The organism is Pseudomonas sp. LAMO17WK12:I5, from assembly GCF_900215165.1.
Lineage (GTDB): Bacteria > Pseudomonadota > Gammaproteobacteria > Pseudomonadales > Pseudomonadaceae > Aquipseudomonas > Aquipseudomonas putida_A.
In genome coordinates this window covers 361,070-385,860 of record NZ_OBDS01000005.1, presented here as the reverse complement: position 1 = coordinate 385,860, position 24,791 = coordinate 361,070, and the positions used below count along the sequence as shown (strand labels likewise).

Below are 24,791 nucleotides of genomic sequence, written 5' to 3'. Positions count from 1 at the left end.
CGGACTCTGTTCGGAGGGAGTTACGCGGGCTCGACCTGCAGGGCGACCCGTTCGCGGCATGGGCATTCGTCCATGTAGCGATGTGCTTCGACGAACTCGTTGAACGGGAAGACCCGGGTCTTGAGTGGCAGCAGCACACGGTCGGCCGTCAGCTGATTGATATCACGCAGGGCACGCTGCAAGGCGACTTGATCCTGAACAATGCCCAACTCGGGTTTACCGGTGAAATTACCGATGCAGTGCACAAAGAACTGGATGTTTTTCTGGAACGCCGCACAGGCCGGAAATGGTGTCTGGTTGCCACCCTGAAGACCATACAGGACCAGACTGCCACGCGGTGCGAGGACATCGCCGAGCAACGACATCTGCGGGCCGCCAAGACCGTCGAACACCACATCGACACCACGGTTGTCGGTGATCTTGTTGATTCGCATCAACAAGTCTTCTTCCTCGGTGACGATGACTTTCTCGGCACCCAGCGACAGCAGGTACTCACGCTCATCAGCGGTTTTTGTCGCGGCAATCACCCGCACGCCCATGGCCTTGCCCAACTGGACAAAGGACGGACCGGCGCAATGGCTGGCGTCAGTGACCAGAGCAAACTGCCCTGGTTTGACCCGCGCCAGATCCGCATAGGCAAAATAGGCGATCAACAACGGCGTGTAATGCACGCTGGCCTCAACCGGGCTGAGCACATCCGGATAACGGGTCAGCGCGGTACGTGGCAGCACGATCTGCTCGCCATACACCGGGTAATCGTTCGGGCTTTCGGCCGGGAAACTGGCCACCTTGTCGCCGACCGACAGATCGTCCACACCGTCACCGACGGCGGTGACCACACCGGCCATTTCATGGCCGAGACCGGACGGCAGGCGTGCCTGGGACGAGGCCAGATTCTGACGCCAGAGAATGTCGTACCAGCTGATGCCGATCGCCTCGACACGCACCTGCACTTCGCCAGGACCTGGCTGAGCGGCCGCATGCTCTTCGCATTTGAGCACCTCGGCCGGACCAAACTTGTGAAAACGGATCGTGCGGGACATCGCAAACCTCGTCAAAGTAACCTCTAATGCCCTGAACTCTATCTGGGCTTTTGACCCAAGACTATCAGTGGCTATTAATAGTCGACATGCCTGTCATTGATTCCGCAGTATGAACGGCATTGGCAAAATTGATGAAAAAATGCCGCCACCGGCCCGGTAAAGCTGAATTTAGCGGTGCAGAGTACCAGCCTTTCCCCGTAATATTCATGCCGGCCATTGTTCTCATATGGTCGCTCTCGTCAAGCTTGATGACTCTGCCAGGACTCCAGATGAATCGTAATGACCTGCGTCGTGTCGACCTGAACCTGTTGATCGTATTCGAAACATTGATGCACGAACGCAGCGTGACCCGCGCCGCCGAGAAGCTGTTTCTCGGCCAGCCGGCGATCAGTGCGGCGCTCTCGCGCCTGCGCAGCCTGTTCGATGACCCGTTGTTCGTGCGCACCGGACGCAGCATGGAACCGTCCGCCCGCGCGGTGGAAATCTTCGCCCTGCTCTCCCCGGCGCTCGACTCGATTTCAACGGCTGTCAGCCGCGCGGCGGAATTCGACCCCGCCACCAGCACTTCGGTATTTCGCATCGGCCTGTCCGACGACGTCGAATTCGCCCTGTTGCCGATGCTGCTCAAACGCCTGCGCGCCGAAGCACCGGGCATCGTCCTCGTCGTGCGCCGAGTCAACTACATATTGATGCCGGGCCTGCTGGCCTCCGGCGAAATCTCCATCGGCGTCAGCTACACCACCGACCTGCCGGCCAACGCCAAGCGCAAGGTGCTGCGCCGCAGCCAGCCGAAACTGCTGCGCGCCGACACCGTGCCCGGCCCGCTTAGTCTGGATGACTACTGCGCGCGTCCGCATGCACTGGTGTCGTTCGCCGGTGACCTCAGTGGCTTTATTGATGAAGAGCTGGAGAAACTCGGGCGCAAGCGCCACGTGGTGCTGGCCGTGCCGCAGTTCAATGGCTTGAGTACGTTGCTCGCCGGCACTGACATTGTTGCGACCGTGCCGGACTACACCGCGGATGCGCTGACGGCTGCCGGCGGCGTGCGGGCGGAGGATCCACCGTTGCCGACGCGCACGTTCGAACTGCATATGGCGTGGCGTGGGTCGCAGGATAACGATCCGGGGGAGCGTTGGTTGCGGTCGCGGATTCAGATGTTCTTTGGGGATCCGGACAGTCTCTGAGAAGCCTTTCCGAAACCGCTTTGCTATCGGTAGCAAAGCGGTTCTAGTACTCAGGCAGAAGTCGCGGACCGAGCCTGACGATAGATCGACAGGCAGTAAAGCAACAACGCCAACGCCGCCAACATCCCGCCAACAACTCCAACATAAGCAAAGCCGAACTGGCTGCCCACCCAACTCCCCATCAGTGCCCCGCCACCGATGCCGATGTTGTAAATCCCCGAAAACAGCGCCATCGCCACATCGGTCGCGTCGGGCGCCAATACCAGAACCTTGGACTGCAACGCCAGGCCAAATCCCATGATCGCCATTCCCCAGAACAGACTCAGCGCGCTCAGATACGAAACCTTGCCGCTCAATGGCAACAGCAATGCCAGGCACAACGCGAGCAACGACACGGCGGCGATGAGAAAGCGCTGCGGGCTATACCGGTGCAGCCAACTGAACAGCAGAGATCCGAAAATCCCCGCACCGCCGAATAACAGCAGGATAAGTGTGACCGTCTCGCCACTCATGCCCGCCACGACCTGAACGAACGGCTCAATGTAGCTGTAGGCGGTGAAATGAGCCGTTACGACCATGGCCGTCAGGATGTAGATCGCCACAAGCGCGGGTCGTTTCAACAGTATGGGCAGGCTTTTGAGCGACCCCGAGTTCTGGCTGGGCAACAACGGCAAAACCCTGGCCAGCCAAAACACCAATGTTGCCGCCAACACCGCGATCGCGATAAAGGTGGTTCGCCAGCCCATCGCCTCGCCCAATATCCGGCCGAGGGGAATGCCCAGCACCATCGCCAGGGAAGTGCCGGTTGCCAGCAGGCCCAAAGCCTGGACCTGCTTGCCCGGCGGCGCCAGGCGCACTGCCAGGGAAGCGGTGATGGACCAGAACAATGCATGCGATAACGCCACGCCAATCCGGCTCACCAAGAGGACAGCAAAACTGGTCGCCAGACTCGACAGGATGTGACTGACGATGAACATCGCAAACAGCACGATCAACAACTTGCGCCGCTCGACGTTGCGCGTCAGCAGCATGATCGGCAGCGACATCAGAGACACCACCCACGCATAGATGGTCAACATCAAACCGACCTGAGCCGACGTCATGTCGAAGCTGCTGCCGATCGAACTCAACAGGCCGACCGGGACAAACTCGGTGGTGTTGAAGACAAACGCTGCGAGTGCCAGCGCAATGACCGCGTGCCAATTGCCGCTGGTTGTAGTCGTAGAATTGCTCATTGAAAAGTCGTGCCCATCTGTCGGTTTTACGTACACCAATTGCCGGAAAGCCTCAGACGACAGGTGGTTCGATGGCGACTGTACTACAAAGAAACGGTGACTTGTCCATCTTGCGAGTGCACATCAGGCGCCCTGAGAGACAAGCATCAGGCCAGCGAAACCAGGACGTGCAGCCCCTCAGTGTTTTACCGTTTACTTGCTGGGTGAATCTATATGAATGAGCCTTATACGTCCGGAACGCGCGCCATTCCCCTGCTCTTTCTGACGTTCTGCACTGCCGCATTAAGCGGCTGCATGAGTGCCGAACAACAAGCTGCCGAAGATCGTCAGACCAGTTCTGGTTATGGATATGCACAAGGTTCGCCGGAGTTCGCAAACTGCATGATGATTTCCGATCAGCGACGTAAGAAAGCGGCGGCCGACTGGCAAGCGCAACAGGATCGGGATTGGCAACAGAAAACGGCGAAACCGGCCATGCAGGAATGCAACACCACCGAGAGTGTCGATGTTCAGGGGGATGCGTCAATGGATGGCCAGTCCACTCGAACCAAGTCCAATACGGTATGTGTCGGTCAGTGATCTCAAGCGCGTAAAACAGCGATGAGGCAGAGCCAGGCTGGATCAGCCCGCGCTGCTCATTGGCCGGCGTAGCCTTTGACCCGCATGCAATCATTCGTCAGATCGATCTGCTTTTCAGCAATGACGATGCCATCACCTACGGCACTGCCCATGCCGTGGGTCTGGTCGTTTGCCGCCGGCGTTGAGTGGTAGCTGGCTGTTGCCGCTTTGGCCTGGTACTGGCATTCAGTTTTGTCGTACTGGATGTCAGAGGCACTGGCGCCCGGCCTGGACAAGTCATGAACAGAGGTGACGCAGGCGTTCAAGAACGCCGCGAGCAGCGCAACCATTATTAACTTCATTTTCACCACCTACTGATTAAAAGACGAATAGATTCGGATTGCAGTGATAGAGATCACATGCAAACGAACGTCTCGTTGGCCACTTCATTCGCCGGATCCAGCGGCAAGCGAGAGTGCACTTCAAATACCCCGATTTGCTTGCCGAGCGATGCACACTTCTGGTAGGCATTTTCCAAGGCCAACTAACGCGCCCCTGAGTGCGTGTGTTTCGATTGCAGTGCATTCGCCGACGCCTGGTACTCGTAAGGGCCCAGCTTCAAGTCGTGGGATTGCCAGACATAATTGCCGACCAAGGCAACAGCGCTCACAGCAATAATCATGTTGAGTCTCATGGCAGGTATCGGTCGCTGAACATTTCATTCTTCATAACGCTCACCTTGTGTATTCAATCACGCTTCAACGGCGCGACGTGTTGCGCAGGTCAAAGCCGCTCACATCGCAGTGGTGGAATGATTGAGCAGTTCGGTATCGAGGTGAAGAAAAACGAAGTATCTTTCAGTACAGATTAGAAAAACTTAACGAGAACGATGGCCATGCAACTCGATGCAAAACAGATGCAGGCGTTCCTGGCCGTCGTCGACAGCGGCAGTTTCGAATAGGCCGCGGAACGGCTTAACTTGACACCGTCGGCGGTATCGCAGCGGATACACGCGCTGGAAGTACATCTGGGCAGTTCGGTGGTGGTGCGCGGGCGACCGTGCGAACCCACCCAGGCAGGAAGAAAACTGATGCACTATCTTCGCCGTGCGACAGTGCTCGAAGAGGAACTGCTCAACGAGCTGACCGGCGACGAAAAAGACCATCTGCGGGTTGTCATAGCCGTCAACGGTGACACGCTGGCGACCTGGTTCTTTCCGGCACTGGCCGAGATATTCGTCAGCGAGAAAATCCTGCTCGACGTCGTGGTCGACGATCAGGACCACACCTATGCCTTGCTGGAAAGTGGCCAGGTCATCGGTTGCATCGGCACACGCTCACAGCCGATGCGCGGATGTTTTGCCGAGTTGCTGGGGTCAGTGCGCTACCAACTGGTGGCATCGCCTGCCTTCCAGGAGCGTTGGTTTGCGAAGGGGCTGAACCGCGCCGCTGCTCGTAAGGCGCCTGTTTTCGCGTATTCACGCAAAGACACGTTGCAATCTGATTTCATGCAGTCACGTTTCGGCCTTCAGGCAGATGCTTATCCGACCCATTATCTGTCACCTCCCGAGGTACGCCTGAAAGCCATACGTCGTGGCCTCGGATACGGAATGGTGCCGTACATGCAGGTAAGCGACTTGCTGAAAAGCCGGGAGCTGGTGGATCTGGCGCCGGGTCATTTCACTAATGTCGAGCTTTATTGGCACGCCTGGGGCTTGCAATCACCGCGCATGGAAATACTCTCCGAACGTGCGGTACATGCCGCGCGGCGCATTTTGAGTCGTAAAGAACCTGTGAAGCGCTCGACCATAGCGAAGAAGTAACGGGGGCACGGCGCGAGTGTTTCGTACTGATCTCCGATTAGGGCAGTCGATCCATATCAGCATCAAACCAGTGGTTGGCAGAGGCATCATGCCCGCCTCTTTAGCGATAAGTTCCGGTTACGCATCCAGAGCCATACTGGATTTCGTCAGGAATCTCCATTCGTGATCGCTCTGGTACGGCATGTGATTGGGGGGGATTGGGGGTATATCAAGATTTTTTCAAACTGAAACTGCCCTCCTAGAGCTAAGTCAAAATGTTTTTTGGGATCCGGACAGTCTCTGACCCGAGAACGAAGCCCAAAAAATGCGCGTTGCACTAGCGCAAGTACCTGCTTGCGCCTGATTTTACAACAGGCTAGCCAAATGCCATCATTCGCGCACCGATAGCTTTTGCCAAGGACGTTGCGTGAGCCACAAGTTCAAATTTCTGACCCTTCCCCACCGTTCCGGAGAGGTCGCGAACGTTTTCATTCACGGCTATTCTGCCGGCCACGACATGGAGGATCGATGCGCGCTACGCAAGTGCATACCGTCCTCTTTGCACAATTGCATCAATATCTTCGCCTTCTGGCCGTCAGGTCATTGGGCTCAGTTCGATGATTTCTCGAGCAAAGGTATCCTTGCGGCCGGCCGTTTCAATGTTCTGGCGGGCGCAGGGCTCGCGATGGTTGATCGTGCGTTCCACTTCAACACCAGTCGCAAGCGCGCCACTTCCATGGGTAAAACGCTGCTGTCGCAGCTTGAGACCTATCTGCTGAAAAACCATCCCTACGTTTCGAAAGTTAATCTGGTCGGACATTCGCTCGGTGGACGTGTCGTCATCAGTGCTTTGCTCGATTTGCCAGATAAACCTGCCGATGACAACCTGGTAGTAGGCGATGTCCTTCTGATGGCTGCCGCGAGCAAGCTGTCGGGGGAAGAAGCGCAAGCCATTGGCAAACGCATTGATGGCAAGCTCTACAATGCCTGGTCGGGCGAAGACAAGGTCCTGCTATTCAATCTCGGGGAAAGCAGTGCCGGTCGTCAGGCGATTGACCATTGCGAGAACGTGCCAATGCACGGATTTGGCCATACAGACTATTGGCCATGTCTTGAGCGAGTGCTCCGGGCATCAGGCTTCCATGGCTACAAAAGTGGCCTGCCCTCTGCAATGCAACCTGAGTTGATCATCGAGAATCCCGATCCAGTCGTGGCCGACCACCTTCTCTACGACCTGCTCGAACTGACCAGCGACGGAATTCGCAGCCAGGTCGTCAAGCATCTGCGTAGCAGCAGTTGGACAAAGCTGGAAACGGAGCATTCGCTGTATCTGCTGACCAAAGAATTCCAGCTACTGGGTGGTCACTGCCTCGTCAATCTGGCACGAGGAAAAGGTCTCAAGTATGTTCAGATCCTGCTCATGCTCGCTGAACATTACGGGTTGGTAAGCGAGTTGCACGACTGTGCGCAAGTGATCGAAATGGAGGCGCTGTTGATCAGCAAATGCTTCCATTCCTCCTTCGGCGAAGGGCATGTACTCGCATCGATGCAGGACATTATTCAGCAAATGCATGGCATGTCAGAAAAGGGTTATTTCGAACAGGTCGATGCCTTGGCAGCGAGTCTGACCGTTACCTCGTACTTCTCGACCCCTGAATCGCCCGCACCGGCTTATCGCAAAACCGGTTCTGCACGGACGAGTGACAGTAAAGAATTGGTGCTCACTTCTGAGTCGCTCCTGCCATCGCTCAGCAGCCTGGTACCGACCGAGCGTATCAAGGCAGCGGTGACCAATCTGAAAAGCGCGGTCAAGCCAGGCTATTCGGCATTGATTCCAGCTGTTGCGGCCCTCTTCTACGCGCGCTGGAAGCTGAACAACGAAGGATTGCTCTGACGCGCGGATAAAGCCTGGCCAACAGCCGCTGGCCAGGCTCACCGGATCAAACCACCCCGTACTCGCCTTCGAAGACGTTTTGCGAACCAAACGCCTGGCTCAAGTGTGTCTCAAGCTCTGCCAGTTGAATCTGACGGTTGCGCAGATCATCAAGGCTTGCTTCCTGCTCGGCCAGGATCTTCTCGAACGCCTGGATTTGCGGCGCGAAAATGTCCATGACCTTTTCGGGATCCATGAGCAACTTCACAGGCTCGGCAAAGTAGCTTTTGACCACTTCGGCCAAATCACCCTGCAATTGTTTCAGCTCGGCTTCCGCACGTTGCTGCTGGGCAACGCTGATGACGTCGGTCAATACCTGAATACCTGCCCCAAGAGGCCCGGCCCAACGGCTGATGTTTGCGGCCAGCTTGGTTGCTTCCCAAGGTTTGAATTTGTAGACGTAGCCGGTGAGACTTTTCAGCGTCTCTCGGGCCAGGAATACGCCGTTCTTGATGCTTTCAACAGGAATTTTCGATACGGCTGTCAGCGCACGGCTCGACGCTGACAATGCCGATGCGGTGATGCTGTCGGCGAAGTCCGAGGAGCTATCGAGTTGATGTTCGATCTTGGCACTGATGCCGCTCATGATGCTTGAGGACTGGTTGAATGCGGTGCTGAACAAGTGGTCGATACGAAAACGCAGTTTTTCGCCGATATCATTGTTCGAGAAACCAATCTGCGATTCGAGGAAGGCACGAACCTGATCGCGCGGCAACGTACGAATGCTGTTAAGCAAATCGGTTTCGAGGTTATTCAACTCTTCGTACAGGTTGCCCACCGTTGCAAGAATTTTTCGTTTGCCCTCGGCAATGTCCTCCTGGATTCGCGCCGAGTCACGTTGCTGGTTATCGGCCAGTAGCTTGAACTTGATCAACTCGTCCTGAGCCAGGGCGATTTTTTTGACCAGCACATCACGCACGACATCGATGCCGGTCTTCTTGATCAGGGTTTCACGGCCGCTGCCGTCGAGTACCTGCTGCGTAACCAGTTTGAGTTCGCTGATCCGCGAACGCTGGTCATACAGGTCTTTTTGCTCCAGCCAGAATTCCAGTCCACGGCTATTAGGGTTGGAGGCTACGCAGACCACGTTGATCGCGTCGCGCTCGGCCGCAGAAAGGTCGACAAAACGCTGCAGTTTATCCAGCAGATTGTTCTTTTTGATGGTGCTTTGCTGCTCGAACTCTTCGGCGTCACGCAGATCGGCAACTTCATCCATTTTATTGATGACGAAGATGGTCGAGCTCAATTTGTTGAGATCGCGCAGAACCCAACGGACGATGTCCTGATGGCTTTCCTTGAGCGGGTTGGTGGCATCGACCACGTAGAAGATCAGATGCGCTTCGGAAATGTAGTTTTTGGTGATATCGCCGTATTGCACCAGCGCGCCGTTTTCAGCTGCCTTTTCCTTATCGCCGAACAGACCCGGGGTGTCCACAATCTCACAACGGTCCTGAAGATTGTCGGGACGATAGATCGCCAAGGCGTCCGAGGACTCATTGGTATCGATCTTCATGTCTTTCATGACCTGACCCAGCCACCCGGCAACGACGCTGGTCTTGCCGTCGGAAAATGCCCCCAGCAAAGCAATACGCAAGGCATCGGACTGTACGTCGCCAATCGCCTTCTTGATTTTTTCGATGTCCTGAGAGACGTCCAGTCCAAGTGCTTCAAGCGCGCCCACCAGTCTCTGGAGGTTGTCCAGCGACTTGATCACCTCGGTCTTGCTGGCGTTGAACTGTTTAAATTGTTCCATAGGGTCTATCTCCCACTTCGTTTTTCAGTGCCTGAATTGAAGCGATCTTTTCATCGAACAAGCGGGTGACGTCGGCCATCTTGCGGCGTTCGTCAGTTAGTTGGCTCAATACAGAGCTTTCGATTTTGTCCTTGATCTTCGCCAGCATCTCTTCGGTATCACGCTTGAAGGTCTTCATGATCTTTCCACGCTCGGCCTTGATGGCCTTGGCAACTTGCTCCTGCGCTTCCGCAATCTTCTTTCCGCGGCCACCGAAGAGGTAACTCATGCCTGCGGCGAACAGGCCGAGTATGCCGCCCACAATCGCTCCGACGATGTTGCCAATCACCGGAAAAAGCGTACCGATACTAAAACCACTCAGGGCATAACCTCCGACACTCAGCAAGAAGCTGCCTACATCGGAGAAATTGAAACTGATGGCGTCCATGGCACTGGACAGCGAAATGGAATTGTTCGCCGCCTCGCTCAAACGCTGCTGGAAATTCACTCGTTCGGCGTTTTCCTGCAGGCGTTTGACTGCCCGCTCGATTGTCTGGGACAGATCCTCAAGCAATTGCTCCTGGATCTCCTCCAGCCTTTCGGACAGTTGTGCCTGTCCTTCACTGACGTGACGCTGAATGACACGCTCGACATCGTCCTTGTCGCTGAAGTGCACCTCGACAGCCTCGCGCGCCGCCGAAGTCAGATCATTGAAAAAGCGATCCAGTGCGCTATTGCGTTTGGAATTGAAACTGGTCGCCTGGTCCTGGAAGCTCTGGCGAATGACCTCTTGGCACTCCAGAACTTCCACACCGATCCTGGCACAGACTGCCTGATGCTCGTCTCGTTGCTTTTGCAGATCTGCGATGGTGTCTTGCAGCAGGCGCAGTACTTTACGCTTGTTGCTTTCGACGATGTCGAGCTCAAAATTGGCGCAGCCATCGCCGATGACCTGGTGCAACTGATCCAACTGGCTGAAGCTACGCATCGCTTGTTGGTTGACAAAGTCTTGTTTGTAGGCACGCTGCGACTTGAGCAGGTCGGTGCGAGCGGGATGAATGCTGGTCAGGCCGCGTTCATCGAATGCTACACCCGTAAAACCGAGCAATCCTTGCAGGCTTTGGCAGCCGCTGACCAGTTCACCACCCAGGATATCTTCCAGCACTTCACGGGTCTGTTCGCGGGTCGCGACGGCATCTTTATGAGTACGCTCAAGAGATTCGCGGTCACTGTCGAATTCGTAGGAGTCCGCCTTGCCACGCAAATTGCAAATGGCATACACCTTGGCATCACGATTGAGGTAGTGCTTGATCTTTCGGGCGGTCTCGGCCTCTGGTTTCTTATTGGTGCCGTTGACATAGAACACCAAATGGGCTTTGGCAATGGCCGCTTGAACCATCGTTTCGTACTTCGACTCGTTACCCTCGATACCGGGTACATCGATGAGGTGAAAGTTCTTGCCCTGATGGCAGAACTGGTAGATCACGTTGTCCTGGGTGAAGTCTGCCTGGCCGGTGCCAACAATTTCGCCATCGACCTGGCCTGCACAACGCTGCAGGCGCTCAAGTTCTTTCTGTTGTTTGAGGAGCGTTGGCAGCCTGTCGCTAACCAACTCGCTCAAGGAATGTTGTTCGTGCATGAGTAGGTCCGGATTCTACGAAGGGAAGGTGATTACTGGGCCATCAATGCCAAGGCTCACAGCAACTGCGCATAGCCCAAGGCACCTGCAATGCCCCCGATCACAACCCCTCCCAACAATCCGAATACCAGCTTCATTTTTGCCCGCTGCTCCAGCGATATACGGGCTGCCTCACTCTGACGCTGGCACTCGCTCAATTGCGCCTGAGTGGCCTGCAACTGACCGCCCTTCTCCAACAGCTGTTGCTCAATGCGCTGAAGGTCGCTACGCACGCCCTGAAGTTGCAAGCCTGTTTGCTGAAGTTCGCTTTGAGTTTGCGCGTGGTGCTTCTGGCTTTCAGCCAGGCGTGTTTCGGCACCCTGCAATGCTTGGCGAGTGCTATCGAGATCGCTCACGGCAAGGTTCAATCGCTCCTTGCAGTAGGTGTAATCCTGCTGAGTGTGTTCCAGCTGCTGGCGGGTTGTCTGCAGATCGCGCTGGGTCTGATTGACCAGCGCACCGATGTCGTCGCCCAACGCAGCAATGTCTTCGCAGAAACTCACATAGCGAGTACTGAGTTCCTCGATAAGCTCATCACTTTTGTGCGAGAACACCGCTTGAATATCAGCAGCGGTCGCTTGATTGCGCTGAATCAGGGCCTGACGTTTTTTCTCTTCGAAGAGGATGCGCAGGCTCTCGATGATGGTGCTTTTGCCGGCGTTGGTTTCGCCAAAGAAAGCAATGGTGAAGTTGTCCCACTCGGCGTGTTTTTCCAGATAGGAAATCTCGCCGTCAAAACGCGACTTCATTTCGCCGAGTTTTTCCTTGACGCTGGCAAGGTGGACATTGCCTTTGTCATTACTCACATCCAGCCTGGAGACATCATCCAGCGCGGTGGCAATGTCACTGGCTACGCGGGCATAAAGCCTGGAGAAATCTTGAGCCTTACTCATATCGTTCCCTGTTGGTTTTCGGCTGGATCCAATTCAGCCCCAAAAATTGCATTTTGCCATCACGACTGTCAAGTTCACCGTCCCCGCATGGACATGTTCGATCTGGCACGTATTGCTGTCAGCGGGAAAAGCATCGATCAAGGGGAGACTGCTCGGGGAGCAACAACTTGTTGCTCTCCATACAAAACGGGAGAACCCAGAGCTTCAGGTCATCCGAGCTGCTGAAGTCGAACACGGGCAAGGGTTCAGAAAATGAATCTGTCCATGGGTAGATCAACACCACATTCCCGGCGTCGTTCAGGTAGACATGTGCATAAGCATGTAGCTGGTAAAAATCGGTCTGGCTGAGCAGGTATTTCTCACGGCCGTTTCCTTTGAGACTGTCCAGAAGCTTCCATTTAGTATCGAGCACTATAAGAGTCTGCGCGCCGTGCTCGATCAGCATATCTGGCTTGAGGCGAAACCAGTCTTGTTGCTGGTGGCTCACAAGATGGTGCTTGCTGGTCTGGGTCCGCAGAGTGAAACCCTGACGAACTTGAACATTCAGATGCTTCGCCACATAGGCTTCGAACAGCGCCTCCATGGGAAACAGCAAGGAAGGCGAGTCGTGCTTGCCCGCGCCTGTTACCGGACTGTCGCCCTGCAAGATCAATCGCGCCCAATCAAGTGCGGGCTCGTAATAAGTCATGCCTCGATCAAGCCGGATACGCTTGAGGTCTTGGGCGATATCGCTACACAGGGGCACTTCGGCAAAAACAAAACTCAGCTCTCGCGCTAACCGCTGATTATCGGGTGCTTTGCACATATTCAGCGTTTTGCGCAGGGCGCTGTGAATGAGCCTGTTTTCTGCCCGATTCTGGATGAACTCGTCGAATTCGGTAAAGAATCGATCACGACGCAGCAGATTCTGCGCCAAGTGAGGGGCCATCAACAGCTTGCCGCGCAGGCTGGAAAGGTTAGCCTGTCGAGTGCTGTAGTCGCTGCGTAAGCCTCGCTTTACGACATGCCGTACAGCCTCAAGAAACTGTTGAAGAAACATCTCGAGCAGCGGCATGTGCTCCATTTGAAGATCAGCGTTCAATGTCTGGATATGGCGAAACCCCCGCAGGCATTTGAGCATATCAATCAGTTTTCTGCGTGACCTGTCCGCAGACATATTGCGACCGATCTTGGGCAGAATCTCTATTTGATAACCGCAAGGAGCACGAAGTACGCCAACGTAATTGCTGAACTGAATCGCGCGCCGGCCCTGCCGACTGGTCAATTTCAACCAGACCGGAGCGCGCTCGTCAGGCGTCAGGCATTGCTCCTCCAACCAAGCGAATACCCTCGGGGGGACGGTCTTGCCCTTGAAGTAATCATCCGAGGCGACCAGCGTGTCGAACTCGAAAATCTGTATCGCTGTCATTCAGCAAACGTCGCATAAATGCCGACATAGGCTTGCGGGCTATCAAACACCGTTTTATTCAAGCGGTACTGAGGCCGCAGCGAGTATTCATCCAGATCGTGATTGGAGCCGAACAGAGCTTTGGAACCCCTGTCGGCTTTCAACTCATGGACAAATTGAAGCGCCTCGTTAGGCTGCTGGTTATCGCCCAGTACCAAGCGAATTTTCTGCCAGTCTTCAAAAAAGTATTCTTCCAGCAGCGGAATGATGCGCGTCCGAAAAATGTTGCCGAGCGCTTCGAAACGCGCCTCAGGGGCAAGGTTTTTCAAGGGCGTGAAATACGCCTGCCCGATGGTATGTTCACGGTCATACAACGCCTCGATGCGTGCGTTAAGTGCCATTAGCAAGCGATCAAGGTGGATTTCATACCCAGCTCTGACAACCTCGATTTCGGTTAACACGAGCGGATCGGGCATCAATTCAACGAATTCAAAACGTCGGCGCAACGCCGTATCAACCAGCGCCAACGAGCGATCAGCGGTGTTCATCGTGCCAATGATGTCGACATTTGAGGGGACGCTGAATGAATTGCCTGAATAGGGCAACGTCAGTGTCACCTCATACTCGCCACCCTTGCGCTTGTCGACTTCGATCAACGTGATCAATTCGCCGAAAATCTTGCTGATGTTGCCGCGATTGATCTCGTCAATCACCATTGCGTATTGCTGGTGTGGATCGACCTGGGCCTTTTCGCACAGCCGAAGAAAGGCACCCTTTTTGATCTCGTAGCGGACATCCTTTGAACCGGCTGATTCAGCGTTTTCATCAACCGTCGCCCCCTTGGAATCGACAAGCACCGGGCGCAGTCCTTCAACGAATTCTTCGTAACCGTAGGACTGATGGAAGGTGACAAACTCATAGCGCTTTGCGCCCCCGGCGGACGTGTACTTGCCACTGAGCAACGCCTGCAACATGCGGGTTTTACCAGTGCCAGGAGGGCCAAAGTAGATTTCATTGCGTGGGGCGCCAGCCCCCTCGGTCGTTTCGAGGCCAACTGGCTGCTCGCCCTCCTCTACGGAGGTCTCTTCTTCGCTGCTGTAATCATCCGGCCAGAAACCCGGACGATTGGATTGTTGAATTTGCTGGGGCCAGGCGCCCGTCTTTTGGGCGCTTACCGCTTCGACCGATGCCACCAGCTCCTCACTCAGGTCCTGGTTTTCCGATATCGTACTCAGATCGCCGAATGAGACCCACCTGACCGACACACGATTCGCTTGCACGAACAGCACCCCAACCGATGATCCCCTTATTGCATTCTTCTGCTTGGAGCCGAATACCAACTGGGCATTAGTGGACTTCGTAGACCACCAATCAAAACCCACTTCATGTATCGCAATGGCCAACCGTACAAACAACTGCGTTGTCTCAAGGCTCCATTCTGGCTGCCGCCTTCTGAAGTCCTTGCTAATTTTAAAGTGCTCCAGTACTTCAGCCACGGCGGGTGCAGTGGTCAAACCAAGTTGATCGGCCATGTCATCGTATCCAAATCCAAAGTGTGTAATAGCCGCTGCGCTCCAATCGACAATGCCCTGAAACCCCCGTTCCAGACCTTCTTCCGCAGGCAAGACCGCGACAATGGGTGAAGCCTCAAAAGGGCCACGCAACTTCTCATAACGCTCGCGCAAGGCAGCATCTGCAATTTTTGTGTCGACCAGATCGAGTTTGACAACAAAGCCTTTGGTCGCATCAATCCCTACGGTATAAGCCAGACCCAACGGAGCATCCTTGCGAGGGTAGATACGTGCCCAGTTGTAGCCTAGAAATTTTTTGTGCCACTGGCCTATGGGTCTGCGAATAACTCGGGGGGCTGTGCTATCGGGGAATACACGCTGTTGCAATGCGCTCGCCCACTGCTTGGTGATGTCATAGGCTTCGCACAATTGACGGTAGGCTTGCCGGTGAGAAGCATTGGTTTTATCGAAAGGTCTGTCATGCCAGGTGCGCATGCATTGGAATTGGTCTGGGGTGAAATAGGTTGGCGCCACTGGTGTCATTCCGTCCCTTGAAAGTAATTGCATGGTGCCATCGCAGCTAAGGCATGGATAGAGCCCTGCTTTCGTTAGAAATCCCCGCCGCATGACGCTCGCCAATGATTTTGGGGGCCTTCGGGCTCAACAGTCGCACAATGATCGATCAGCGTTGGCGCTTTCCCTCAGCCCCGAGATCAACGTGGACAACGTGTCCCATTCAAGCGTTGTGCGCTGTGTGAAGATAACCCTCACCATGCCGCAGTAAAGAGTGGTTGCGTGCCCCGCCATCGCAACGCATTCCAGCACGCGCAAGACATCCCGCTCAGTGACATTGCGCGCGATCTCGTCGAGATGCTCATGCGTGGCGTGCGCGATTTTGTAGCGGGCCAGTCGAAGGCTGGGACGATCCAGGCCACAGGTTGAGATCGTTGCCCTGCCCTCTTCGGTTAAAGCGGAAATTTCACCCAGGCGACCAAAGGAAAAGTGCTCTTCAGGTTTGAAATGCTCATCAAACGGCGACAGCAGCAAAGGCCTGCCTGCGGCCGAAGTCGGCACTACCGTGTGCTCCCCTTTCACCGGATAGAAGTTCGCCTTCCATTGCTGATTGCACACCTGACAACTGAGTAGATAGTTGTCCCAGGAATAGGCTCGCCACCAGTAACCCGGCATGATGACGTCGCCTCTATTCTTTCGTCCGATCACCGAGCCTTTCCAGGGGACTTCCCTCCCCCAGTCCTCGGGTTGGTCCTCGAGCGTGTGGATTTCTGCCTTGGGCTGAATATGCTCCACATCCCCATAATGCAGGCCCCACACCTGGCCTTCACAGTATCCACACCGACCACCTTGCGCTTCGCTGAATACGTCCTTGTAGTCAGACCACAGGCTTGAGAATTCGGGTTTTGCCCCTTGCGTAGCAGCCGAGGCGACGCGGGCTCTTATAGTTGAAGCTCTGCTATCGAAATCGGGGGCAACCGGTGGCCGTTGCAGTTTACGCATCGCTGTGCTCCTGCCGCTTTCCTGACTTGCCTTCCAGAATGTTTTGCAGGCGATGCTTGATTAACTGATTCGCCTGGGACTCCGGCATACCGACGTCGAGCACTGCAGCCGCCGCCATTGCAGCACGCTGTGCACGCGTACTGCCAAAAGTGACCATGCGCTGACGCAGCCTGGCCTCCAACTCGGCGAGGCGCTCCGCGCTAGGCCGGGCCTGCTGTAACAACTCGCTGTGCTCGGACATGAGCAACAAGGTCTCGGTATCGATCGTCGATTCAAGACCGAACCACGGACCGGTTAGCACTTCATCTGCCCGACTCCCAGGTGGGACATCAATTTGTTCAAGCAGGAAACTCTGGTCTTTGGGATGCTTGGCCATGACCCATAACTCGCCGCTTTTCAAGCCGTGCACACACAGCGGGTCATGGGTACTTGCAATGAAACGCACGCGTGGAAACAGCTGACGCAATCGCTCCACGATCTGGATTTTCCAACGGGGGTGAAGATGCAGCTCCAGCTCATCAATCATGACCACGCCTTGCGCGGACTCCATGTCAAACGAACTGTTGGTCAGATGGAACATGATGTCCATCGCCAAAGCCAGTACAGACTTGTACCCGTCACTCAATTCACGCAGCGACACCGATCTATCGTCGATTTTACTTTCCATGTGTTTGCTCTTGCGTGTGAGCAGAGCGTCAGCGTTGACGGGCAGCAATTCTTTGAGGCTGGTGGCCAACAGGTTGAACTGTGTATCACTGATTTTTTTCTTGTCACAGAGATAACGTTCGACATGCGCCAGCGGGTAAATGTGGTCGAACAGGTTGCGGACACTGATCGTGTCTGGCGAGGCAGGTGCCGCGGTGCTGTCGTCAGGAAGCAGTCGAGTGGAACCATAGGCGAGGACCGGCAAATCAGGTGCATCCCCCGTGATGTGAAAGGTCTTCTTACCCTTTTCAAGCACCATCTCTCGCTGGTTGCCATCCGAAAACAGCAAACGGACAAAACCATTGCTGATGCTCTTGCCCTTTCGAAGCCAGCTGCTTGCATCAGTTTTATCGCGCTCACTGGCCGGCATCATGGTCAAGGCTACGGCCTGGAGCAAGCTGCTCTTACCGACACCGTTTTCGCCAAGCACCATCAACCAGGGTTGCACTGCGTGTTCACTATCGCGTTGTAATGGCGGGAATGACAATTTCAGGTCACTGATCACCTTGAAATTCTGGATTTCGATTGTTTCAAGCCAGATAGCATCGGGAATTGCCTTTATTGCCTCAGGCACTTCGACTGGTGGTGCAGGTGGCGTGACGGGTGGCGTGGAAACTTCGGTGAAAAGCTCATCGAGCGCCGCTTGTCTGACGGCAAAAAAGCTCATGTTTGAAGAGAAAAAACCACGAATCCTCGTTTCGTCGTGGCTCGCCTGGGATCCTCGTGACATTAATTCCTGAGCAACAATGAGCGTTTCGACGGCAAGCTCACTACGCGTCGCGATAAGCCCACGTTGATTGAGCTGAAATATTTTGATCGTAGCCGCCCCGCGATCCGTAAGGGCTATGACTTGGCCATTGCTGAGAAACTTCAGATGGTCCTGGGGATTGTCCAGGCATGGATCTATCAATACCGGAAGTTCGCACAACAGGGACTGCCTATCGCTCATAGGGGCGGCAACCTCTCCCAAAATCGGGAACAGATTCCGTTTACTCATATTGCATCTTGGGCAGCTCAGATACAGATTTCCCCAATCACTTGCCAACCACCAGTAGTGCTCCGGGTCGATGCTGCCATCAAGCCGGGCTGCGCGTCTGAGGGGCCGAAAGTGTTCGACTTCGCTACCAGAACGTTCGCAAAACGCACATCTTCCCTTAAACAGCTCAAAGAGCTTTTCACGCACCTGATCCAGCAACGCTCGAGGCATTCGCAAATCAATGACTTTTTGTGAGTGCGCTCCCTGCAACGATTCAAAGATCGGCCTCAACCGCTCAATTTCACGTCGATGGTAATCAAGCAAACCTGGGGGTGGAGAAACTCTATTTCGATCAACAAATATCATCGAATACCTGATCGGGAACTGGGGGACGGACAGGAAGTTGGCAGCATCTTTGTTGATGCAGTGGTTGCGTTATAGCACAGACATACGCGCACAATGGTGCCCGGAGAACACCGTGCCAGAGGCCTTTCAGGCAAAATTTCCGGCGGCTATGTCTGACCTTTGTCGATGACGCAACACACATTTGTCATCAAACCAATTGATAGCCCCCTAACGAAAGGTGCATGCTAGAGGGCTCGAATCGGTCTTATATCATTCCGAATGATAGTTACCTTTGCTTCATTCGATTCGTGCCATCACAGCCTGCCGAGCATCATCCGCCCATCTTCAATACATTGGCGGATGATTCCATGGAACAGTCACTCAAACATTTGCGCTTCCCCTTGGCCATGCTGGCCGTGCTGGTGATGAGCGCTTGCGGCAAGACTCCGGAGACTGCCGCCACCCTGCCCGCTGCCAAAGTCAGCGTGGCCAAGGTGCTGGAACAACCGGTCAACGAGTGGGACGAATTCACCGGGCGCCTCGAAGCGCCGGAAACTGTTGAAATTCGTCCTCGGGTCTCTGGCCAGATCGACGAGGTGGCGTTCACCGAAGGTGCGCTGGTCAAGAAAGGTGACCTGCTGTTCCAGATCGATCCGCGTCCTTTCCAGGCTGAGGTGCGCCGCCTCGAAGCCTTGGTAGCCCAGGCCCGCGCCAATGCCACTCGCAGTGAAAACGAAGCCGGGCGTGGCGAACGTCTGCGTGCGAGCAACGCGATTTCCGCTGAGCTGGCCGACTCGCGCACCAGCGCTGCCCAGGAAGCCCGCGCCGCCGTCGGCGCCCTGCAGGCGCAACTGGACCTGGCCAAGCTGAACCTGAGCTTCACCCGCGTCACCGCGCCCATCAGCGGTCGTGTCAGCCGTGCCGAGATCACCGCCGGTAACCTGGTGACTGCCGACACCACCCCGCTGACTAGCGTGGTCTCCACCGACAAGGTCTACGCCTACTTCGACGCCGACGAGCGTGTGTTCCTCAAATACACCCAACTCGCCCGTAACGGCCAACGTGGCGCCACCACCCCGGTGTACATGGGCCTGTCCAATGAGGACGGCAATCCGCACCTCGGTCAGATGAACTTCGTCGACAACCAGGTCAACCCGAAAACCGGCACCATCCGTGGTCGCGCGGTGTTCGACAACAGCGACGGCACCTACACCCCGGGCCTGTACGCACGGCTGAAACTGGTCGGCAGCGGCACCTACAACGCCATGCTGATCAACGACGAAGCGGTCGGTACCGACCTCGGCAAGAAGTTTGTGCTGGTGATGGATGCGGACAACAAGACCGCTTACCGCGCCGTCGAACTGGGACCGAAGATCGAAGGCCTGCGCATTGTGCGCACAGGTCTGAACAAGGACGACACGATCATCGTCAAGGGTCTGCAACGGGTGCGTCCGGGTTCGCCGGTGACGCCTGAAGTGATCCCGATGGCCAGCGAGCAGACCATTGCCGCTCTGGCTCAACAACGTCAAGCGCTGGAAGCCAGCAACCTGCCCAAAGTCGCACCCGCCAAAGGTGCACAGGGTACGGCTGTGAAGCTGGCCGCTACGACCCCACGCGGTTAAGGGACGACAACTCCGATGAATTTTTCCCAATTCTTCATTTCACGGCCGATCTTCGCAGCGGTGCTCTCGCTGTTGATCCTGATCGCCGGTGCGATCTCGCTGTTCCAGCTGCCGATCAGCGAATACCCGGAAGTCGTGCCACCGACCGTGGTGGTGCGTGCCAACTTCCCGGGCGCCAACCCCAAAGTCATCGGTGAAACCGTGGCCGCTCCGCTGGAGCAAGCCATCACCGGCGTCGAGAACATGCTGTACATGTCCTCGCAGTCCACCGCCGACGGCAAGATCACCCTGACCATCACCTTCGCTCTGGGCACCGACCTGGACAACGCGCAGGTGCAGGTGCAGAACCGGGTGACCCGGACCGAGCCGAAACTTCCCGAAGAAGTGACGCGCATCGGTATCACCGTCGACAAGGCCTCGCCCGACCTGACCATGGTTGTGCACTTGACCTCGCCGGACAAACGTTACGACATGCTCTACCTGTCCAACTACGCGATCCTCAACATCAAGGATGAGCTGGCGCGTCTGGGCGGCGTCGGTGACGTGCAGCTGTTCGGTATGGGCGACTACTCGCTGCGGGTCTGGCTCGATCCGAACAAGACTGCTTCGCGTAATCTGACCGCCACTGACGTGGTGACGGCGATTCGTGAGCAGAACCGTCAGGTCGCTGCCGGTCAACTCGGTGCGCCCCCTGCCCCGAATGCCCAGAGCTTCCAGCTGTCGGTCAACACTCAGGGCCGTCTGGTCACTGAAGAAGAGTTCGAGAACATCATCATTCGCGCAGGCGATAACGGTGAAATCACTCGTCTGAAGGACATCGCGCGCGTCGAGCTGGGTTCCAGCCAGTACGCCCTGCGTTCGCTGCTGAACAACCAGCCCGCTGTAGCGATCCCGATCTTCCAGCGTCCAGGCTCCAACGCCATCGATATCTCGAACGAAGTTCGCGGCAAGATGGAAGAGCTGAAGAAAGGCTTCCCGCAAGGCATGGACTACAGCATCGTCTATGACCCGACGATCTTCGTACGCGGCTCGATCGAGGCGGTGGTTCACACCCTCTTCGAAGCATTGATCCTCGTGGTGCTGGTGGTGATCCTGTTCCTGCAGACCTGGCGCGCCTCGATCATTCCATTGGTGGCGGTGCCGGTATCGTTGATCGGTACGTTTGCAGTCATGCACCTGTTCGGCTTCTCGCTCAACGCCCTGTCGCTGTTCGGCCTGGTACTGGCGATCGGTATCGTGGTCGACGACGCCATCGTGGTGGTGGAGAACGTCGAGCGTAATATTGAACTGGGGCTCAACCCGTTCGATGCGACCAAAAAGGCCATGGGTGAAGTGACCGGCCCGATCATCGCAACCGCGCTGGTGCTGTGTGCGGTGTTCGTTCCGGCGGCGTTCATCTCCGGCCTCACCGGGCAGTTCTACAAGCAGTTTGCGTTGACCATTGCGATCTCCACCGTGATCTCCGCGTTCAACTCGCTGACCCTGTCGCCAGCGCTGGCCGCTGTATTGCTGAAAAGTCATGACGCGCCGAAAGACCGCTTCTCCAAAGTGCTCGACAAGATCTTTGGTGGCTGGTTGTTCCGTCCGTTCAACCGCTTCTTTGAAAAAGCCAGTCACGGTTACGTCGGTACAGTGCGCCGGGTCATCCGTGGCAGCGGCATCGCCCTGCTGTTGTATGCGGGTCTGATGGTGCTGACGTTCTTCGGTTTCTCCAGCACACCGACCGGTTTCGTACCCGGCCAGGACAAGCAATACCTGGTGGCCTTCGCGCAACTGCCGGACGCCGCGAGCCTGGATCGCACCGAAGACGTGATCAAGCGCATGTCGGACCTGGCGCTGAAACAACCGGGCGTGGAAAGCGCCGTAGCGTTCCCGGGCCTGTCGATCAACGGCTTCACCAACAGCCCGAACGCCGGCATCGTGTTCGTGACCCTGAAACCGTTCGACGAACGTAAAGACCCGAGCATGTCCGCCGGTGCGATCGCCGGAGCCTTGAACGGTCAGTACGCGAACATTCAGGAAGCGTACATGGCAATCTTCCCGCCACCGCCGGTACAAGGTCTGGGCACCATTGGCGGGTTCCGCCTGCAAATCGAAGACCGGGGCAACCTGGGCTACGACGAGCTGTACAAAGAGACGATGAACATCATCACCAAGAGCCACAGCGTGCCTGAGCTTGCGGGGCTGTTCACCAGCTACACCGTGAACGTGCCGCAGGTCGATGCCGCCATCGACCGCGAAAAAGCCAAGACCCACGGCGTGGCCGTCAGCGACATCTTCGACACCCTGCAGATTTACCTGGGTTCGCTGTATGCCAACGACTTCAACCGTTTCGGACGCACCTATCAGGTCAACGTTCAGGCTGAGCAACAGTTCCGCCTCGAATCCGACCAGATCGGTCAACTGAAAGTGCGCAACAACAAGGGCGAAATGATCCCGCTGGCGACCTTCATCAAGGTCAGCGACACCTCGGGTCCGGATCGCGTGATGCACTACAACGGCTTCATCACCGCAGAAATCAACGGTGCGGCAGCCCCCGGCTACAGCTCCGGCCAGGCCGAAAAAGCCATCGAAAAACTGCTGAAAGATGAACTGCCGAACGGCATGACCTACGAGTGGACCGACCTGACCTACCAGCAGATTCTGTCCGGTAACACCGCGCTGTTCGTGTTCCCGCTCTGCGTATTGCTGGCGTTCCTGGTGCTCGCGGCGCAGTACGAAAGCTGGAGCCTGCCACTGGCGGTGATCCTGATCGTACCGATGACCCTGCTGTCGGCCATCACCGGGGTGATTGTCTCCGGCGGCGACAACAACATCTTCACCCAGATCGGCCTGATCGTACTGGTGGGCCTGGCGTGCAAGAACGCGATTCTGATCGTCGAGTTCGCCAAGGATAAACAGCTGGAAGGTCTCGATCCGCTGGCAGCGGTACTGGAAGCCTGCCGCCTGCGTCTGCGGCCGATCCTGATGACCTCCTTCGCGTTCATCATGGGTGTGGTGCCACTGGTGTTCTCCAGCGGTGCCGGTGCCGAAATGCGTCACGCCATGGGTGTGGCGGTGTTCTCCGGGATGCTCGGGGTGACCTTCTTCGGGCTGTTGCTGACGCCAGTGTTCTACGTGTTGATCCGTAATTTCGTCGAGCGTGGCGAAGCCCGCAAAGCGGCCAAGGCGCAAGCTCTTCAAAAGCCACTGGAGGCGCAATAATGAGTCTGAAAGTCTTCCTGCCGAGTCTGCTGGTGCTGGCATTGAGCGCCTGCGCCGTCGGCCCTGACTACAAGACCCCGGCGACGGAGGCGGCCAACATCACGACCGCCACCGACGGCGCTGCCGGTCAGAAGAACTTTGACCGTTCAAAATTCGAAGGCATCTGGTGGCAGCAATTCGACGACCCGACCCTCAACCAGTTGGTGACGCAATCGCTGCAAGGCAACCGTGAACTGCGCGTGGCGTTCGCCCGCTGGAAAGCCGCCCGGGCGATCCGCGACGACGTCAGCAACGATGCGATGCCGACCATCACCAGCCGTGCGAGCAGTGATCTGGCCAAGGGACAAATCCCCGGCCAGACCACCAAACGGGTCAACAGCGAACGCTACGATCTGGGCCTGGACATGGCCTGGGAACTGGACCTGTTCGGCCGGATCCAGCGCAATCTGGAAGCCAGCGACGCCGATCAGCAAGCGGCCGAAGCCGATCTGTACCAGTTGCAAGTCACCATGATTGCCGAACTGGTGGACGCCTACGGTCAACTGCGCGGTGCGCAATTGCGCGAGAAGATCGCCGTGGCCAACCTGGAAAACCAGCAGGAGTCGCGCAAGATCACCATCAGCCTGCGCGACGCCGGCGTGGGCGATCAGCTCGACGTCGAACGTGCCGATGCGCGTCTGGCCTCGGTCGAAGCCAGCGTGCCGCAATTGCAGGCGGAACAGGTTCGGCAAAAAAACCGCATCGCCACTCTGTTGGGTGAACGTCCGGACAAACTGACCGTGGATCTGAGCCCGAAAGACTTGCCGGCGATTGCCAAGGCCCTGCCGATCGGCGATCCGGGTGAACTGCTGCAACGCCGGCCGGACATCCTCAGCGCCGAACGCAAACTGGCCTCGGCCACCGCGCGAATCGGTGTGGCGAAGGCTGATCTGTTTCCACGGGTCAGCCTCAGCGGGTTCCTCGGCTGGACGGCCGGGCGTGGTTCGCAGATCGGCTCCTCGGCGGCCAACGCCTGGGCACTCGGCCCGAGCATCACCTGGGCGGCGTTCGATCTGGGCAGCGTGCGCGCGCGTCTGCGCGGCGCCGATGCCGACGCCGAAGGCGCACTCGCCACCTACGAGCAACAGGTGTTGCTGGCGCTGGAAGAATCGGAAAACGCCTTCAGCGATTACGGCAAGCGTCAGCAACGGCTGATCTCGCTGATTCGTCAGAGTGAATCGAGCCGCAAGGCTGCCGATCTGGCGGAAATCCGCTACCGCGAAGGCACCACCGACTTCCTCGTGCTGCTCGATGCTCAGCGCGAACGCCTGAATGCCGAAGACAGCCAGGCACAGGCCGAAGTTGATCTGTATCGCGGCATCGTCGCGATCTACAAGGCCTTGGGTGGTGGCTGGCAGCCGGAAACCGTCGCCAGTAAGTAATAGTTGTTAAAGAGCTCCTTTGGTTGGCCGCAACCAACCAATTTTTTT

Annotated in this window: 16 protein-coding genes and 1 pseudogene; 7 read left to right on the top strand and 10 right to left on the bottom strand. The window is 56.5% G+C overall.

Annotated features, from left to right (window positions below; translation table 11 throughout):
- Positions 1 to 20: 20 nt before the first annotated feature.
- Entirely contained in the window at positions 21 to 1,043 is a 1,023-nt protein-coding gene (locus CRO59_RS11305) for a zinc-dependent alcohol dehydrogenase family protein (RefSeq protein WP_027612770.1), read from the bottom strand.
- Positions 1,044 to 1,312: 269 nt separating this feature from the next.
- Between CRO59_RS11305 and CRO59_RS11300 the strand changes: the two genes are divergently transcribed.
- Positions 1,313 to 2,227: a LysR family transcriptional regulator gene (locus CRO59_RS11300; protein ID WP_097087432.1), complete on the top strand. Its 915-nt coding sequence runs from the start codon at positions 1,313 to 1,315 to the stop codon at positions 2,225 to 2,227.
- 50 nt (positions 2,228 to 2,277) lie between these two features.
- Here CRO59_RS11300 and CRO59_RS11295 read toward each other — a convergent pair whose 3' ends face one another.
- Complete coding sequence (locus tag CRO59_RS11295; RefSeq protein WP_097087430.1) at positions 2,278 to 3,462, bottom strand: sugar transporter; 1,185 nt, start codon at positions 3,460 to 3,462, stop codon at positions 2,278 to 2,280.
- Positions 3,463 to 3,675: 213 nt separating this feature from the next.
- Here CRO59_RS11295 and CRO59_RS11290 point away from each other — a divergent pair, with 213 nt between their 5' ends.
- Positions 3,676 to 4,041, top strand: a complete 366-nt coding sequence (locus CRO59_RS11290) for a hypothetical protein (protein WP_143503065.1) — start codon at positions 3,676 to 3,678, stop codon at positions 4,039 to 4,041.
- A gap of 56 nt (positions 4,042 to 4,097) precedes the next feature.
- Here the strand turns inward: CRO59_RS11290 and CRO59_RS11285 are convergent, their stop codons facing one another.
- On the bottom strand, positions 4,098 to 4,382 hold the full coding sequence (locus CRO59_RS11285) for a hypothetical protein (RefSeq protein WP_143503063.1): 285 nt from the start codon (positions 4,380 to 4,382) through the stop codon (positions 4,098 to 4,100).
- 611 nt (positions 4,383 to 4,993) lie between these two features.
- Between CRO59_RS11285 and argP the strand changes: the two are divergent.
- Positions 4,994 to 5,842, top strand: a pseudogene (argP, locus tag CRO59_RS11280) (HTH-type transcriptional regulator ArgP); the annotation flags it as partial.
- A gap of 406 nt (positions 5,843 to 6,248) precedes the next feature.
- Positions 6,249 to 7,715, top strand: a complete 1,467-nt coding sequence (locus CRO59_RS11275; protein ID WP_097087424.1) for a DUF726 domain-containing protein — start codon at positions 6,249 to 6,251, stop codon at positions 7,713 to 7,715.
- A gap of 46 nt (positions 7,716 to 7,761) precedes the next feature.
- Here the strand turns inward: CRO59_RS11275 and CRO59_RS11270 are convergent, their stop codons facing one another.
- The 7 genes from CRO59_RS11270 to CRO59_RS11240 form a co-directional block, all read right to left on the bottom strand.
- Entirely contained in the window at positions 7,762 to 9,507 is a 1,746-nt protein-coding gene (locus tag CRO59_RS11270) for a LeoA/HP0731 family dynamin-like GTPase (RefSeq protein ID WP_097087422.1), read from the bottom strand.
- Positions 9,494 to 11,125, bottom strand: coding sequence for a GTPase (locus CRO59_RS11265; RefSeq protein WP_097087419.1), 1,632 nt, complete (start codon positions 11,123 to 11,125; stop codon positions 9,494 to 9,496). Before CRO59_RS11265 ends, CRO59_RS11270 begins: the two co-directional genes overlap by 14 nt.
- 56 nt (positions 11,126 to 11,181) lie before the next feature.
- Positions 11,182 to 12,057: an AAA family ATPase gene (locus CRO59_RS11260; protein ID WP_097087417.1), complete on the bottom strand. Its 876-nt coding sequence runs from the start codon at positions 12,055 to 12,057 to the stop codon at positions 11,182 to 11,184.
- Positions 12,058 to 12,175: 118 nt separating this feature from the next.
- A complete protein-coding gene (locus CRO59_RS11255) occupies positions 12,176 to 13,465 on the bottom strand; it encodes an McrC family protein (RefSeq protein WP_097087416.1) in 1,290 nt (429 codons plus the stop codon).
- The gene (locus CRO59_RS11250) at positions 13,462 to 15,522 is read right to left on the bottom strand and encodes an McrB family protein (protein WP_256578397.1); all 2,061 of its coding nucleotides are present in this window, start codon (positions 15,520 to 15,522) and stop codon (positions 13,462 to 13,464) included. The genes CRO59_RS11255 and CRO59_RS11250 overlap by 4 nt, the downstream gene beginning before the upstream one ends.
- Before the next feature lie 93 nt (positions 15,523 to 15,615).
- A complete protein-coding gene (locus CRO59_RS11245; RefSeq protein ID WP_097087413.1) occupies positions 15,616 to 16,470 on the bottom strand; it encodes a hypothetical protein in 855 nt (284 codons plus the stop codon).
- Positions 16,463 to 18,517 (bottom strand): AAA family ATPase, encoded by a 2,055-nt coding sequence (locus CRO59_RS11240; RefSeq protein WP_097087411.1) that lies wholly within the window; start codon positions 18,515 to 18,517, stop codon positions 16,463 to 16,465. The genes CRO59_RS11245 and CRO59_RS11240 overlap by 8 nt, the downstream gene beginning before the upstream one ends.
- A gap of 347 nt (positions 18,518 to 18,864) precedes the next feature.
- Here CRO59_RS11240 and mexE point away from each other — a divergent pair, with 347 nt between their 5' ends.
- From mexE to CRO59_RS11225, 3 genes are read left to right on the top strand one after another with little or no spacing between them, the layout of a single operon-like run.
- On the top strand, positions 18,865 to 20,118 hold the full coding sequence (mexE, locus tag CRO59_RS11235) for a multidrug efflux RND transporter periplasmic adaptor subunit MexE (RefSeq protein ID WP_027612756.1): 1,254 nt from the start codon (positions 18,865 to 18,867) through the stop codon (positions 20,116 to 20,118).
- 15 nt (positions 20,119 to 20,133) lie between these two features.
- A complete protein-coding gene (locus tag CRO59_RS11230) occupies positions 20,134 to 23,322 on the top strand; it encodes an efflux RND transporter permease subunit (protein WP_096796769.1) in 3,189 nt (1,062 codons plus the stop codon).
- Positions 23,322 to 24,743: an efflux transporter outer membrane subunit gene (locus CRO59_RS11225; protein ID WP_027612754.1), complete on the top strand. Its 1,422-nt coding sequence runs from the start codon at positions 23,322 to 23,324 to the stop codon at positions 24,741 to 24,743. Before CRO59_RS11230 ends, CRO59_RS11225 begins: the two co-directional genes overlap by 1 nt.
- The last annotated feature ends 48 nt before the right edge of the window (positions 24,744 to 24,791 follow it).

What these genes read in the sequence shown, in the direction of transcription:
- CRO59_RS11245 (WP_097087413.1), bottom strand. Translation starts at nt 16,470, where the DNA reads ATGCGTAAACTGCAACGGCCACCGGTTGCCCCCGATTTCGATAGCAGA.
- CRO59_RS11265 (WP_097087419.1), bottom strand. Translation starts at nt 11,125, where the DNA reads ATGCACGAACAACATTCCTTGAGCGAGTTGGTTAGCGACAGGCTGCCA.
- CRO59_RS11250 (WP_256578397.1), bottom strand. Translation starts at nt 15,522, where the DNA reads ATGCAATTACTTTCAAGGGACGGAATGACACCAGTGGCGCCAACCTAT.
- mexE (WP_027612756.1), top strand. Translation starts at nt 18,865, where the DNA reads ATGGAACAGTCACTCAAACATTTGCGCTTCCCCTTGGCCATGCTGGCC.
- CRO59_RS11240 (WP_097087411.1), bottom strand. Translation starts at nt 18,517, where the DNA reads ATGATATTTGTTGATCGAAATAGAGTTTCTCCACCCCCAGGTTTGCTT.
- CRO59_RS11270 (WP_097087422.1), bottom strand. Translation starts at nt 9,507, where the DNA reads ATGGAACAATTTAAACAGTTCAACGCCAGCAAGACCGAGGTGATCAAG.
- CRO59_RS11295 (WP_097087430.1), bottom strand. Translation starts at nt 3,462, where the DNA reads ATGAGCAATTCTACGACTACAACCAGCGGCAATTGGCACGCGGTCATT.
- CRO59_RS11290 (WP_143503065.1), top strand. Translation starts at nt 3,676, where the DNA reads ATGAATGAGCCTTATACGTCCGGAACGCGCGCCATTCCCCTGCTCTTT.
- CRO59_RS11255 (WP_097087416.1), bottom strand. Translation starts at nt 13,465, where the DNA reads ATGACAGCGATACAGATTTTCGAGTTCGACACGCTGGTCGCCTCGGAT.
- CRO59_RS11285 (WP_143503063.1), bottom strand. Translation starts at nt 4,382, where the DNA reads ATGAAGTTAATAATGGTTGCGCTGCTCGCGGCGTTCTTGAACGCCTGC.
- CRO59_RS11305 (WP_027612770.1), bottom strand. Translation starts at nt 1,043, where the DNA reads ATGTCCCGCACGATCCGTTTTCACAAGTTTGGTCCGGCCGAGGTGCTC.
- CRO59_RS11225 (WP_027612754.1), top strand. Translation starts at nt 23,322, where the DNA reads ATGAGTCTGAAAGTCTTCCTGCCGAGTCTGCTGGTGCTGGCATTGAGC.
- CRO59_RS11300 (WP_097087432.1), top strand. Translation starts at nt 1,313, where the DNA reads ATGAATCGTAATGACCTGCGTCGTGTCGACCTGAACCTGTTGATCGTA.
- CRO59_RS11230 (WP_096796769.1), top strand. Translation starts at nt 20,134, where the DNA reads ATGAATTTTTCCCAATTCTTCATTTCACGGCCGATCTTCGCAGCGGTG.
- CRO59_RS11260 (WP_097087417.1), bottom strand. Translation starts at nt 12,057, where the DNA reads ATGAGTAAGGCTCAAGATTTCTCCAGGCTTTATGCCCGCGTAGCCAGT.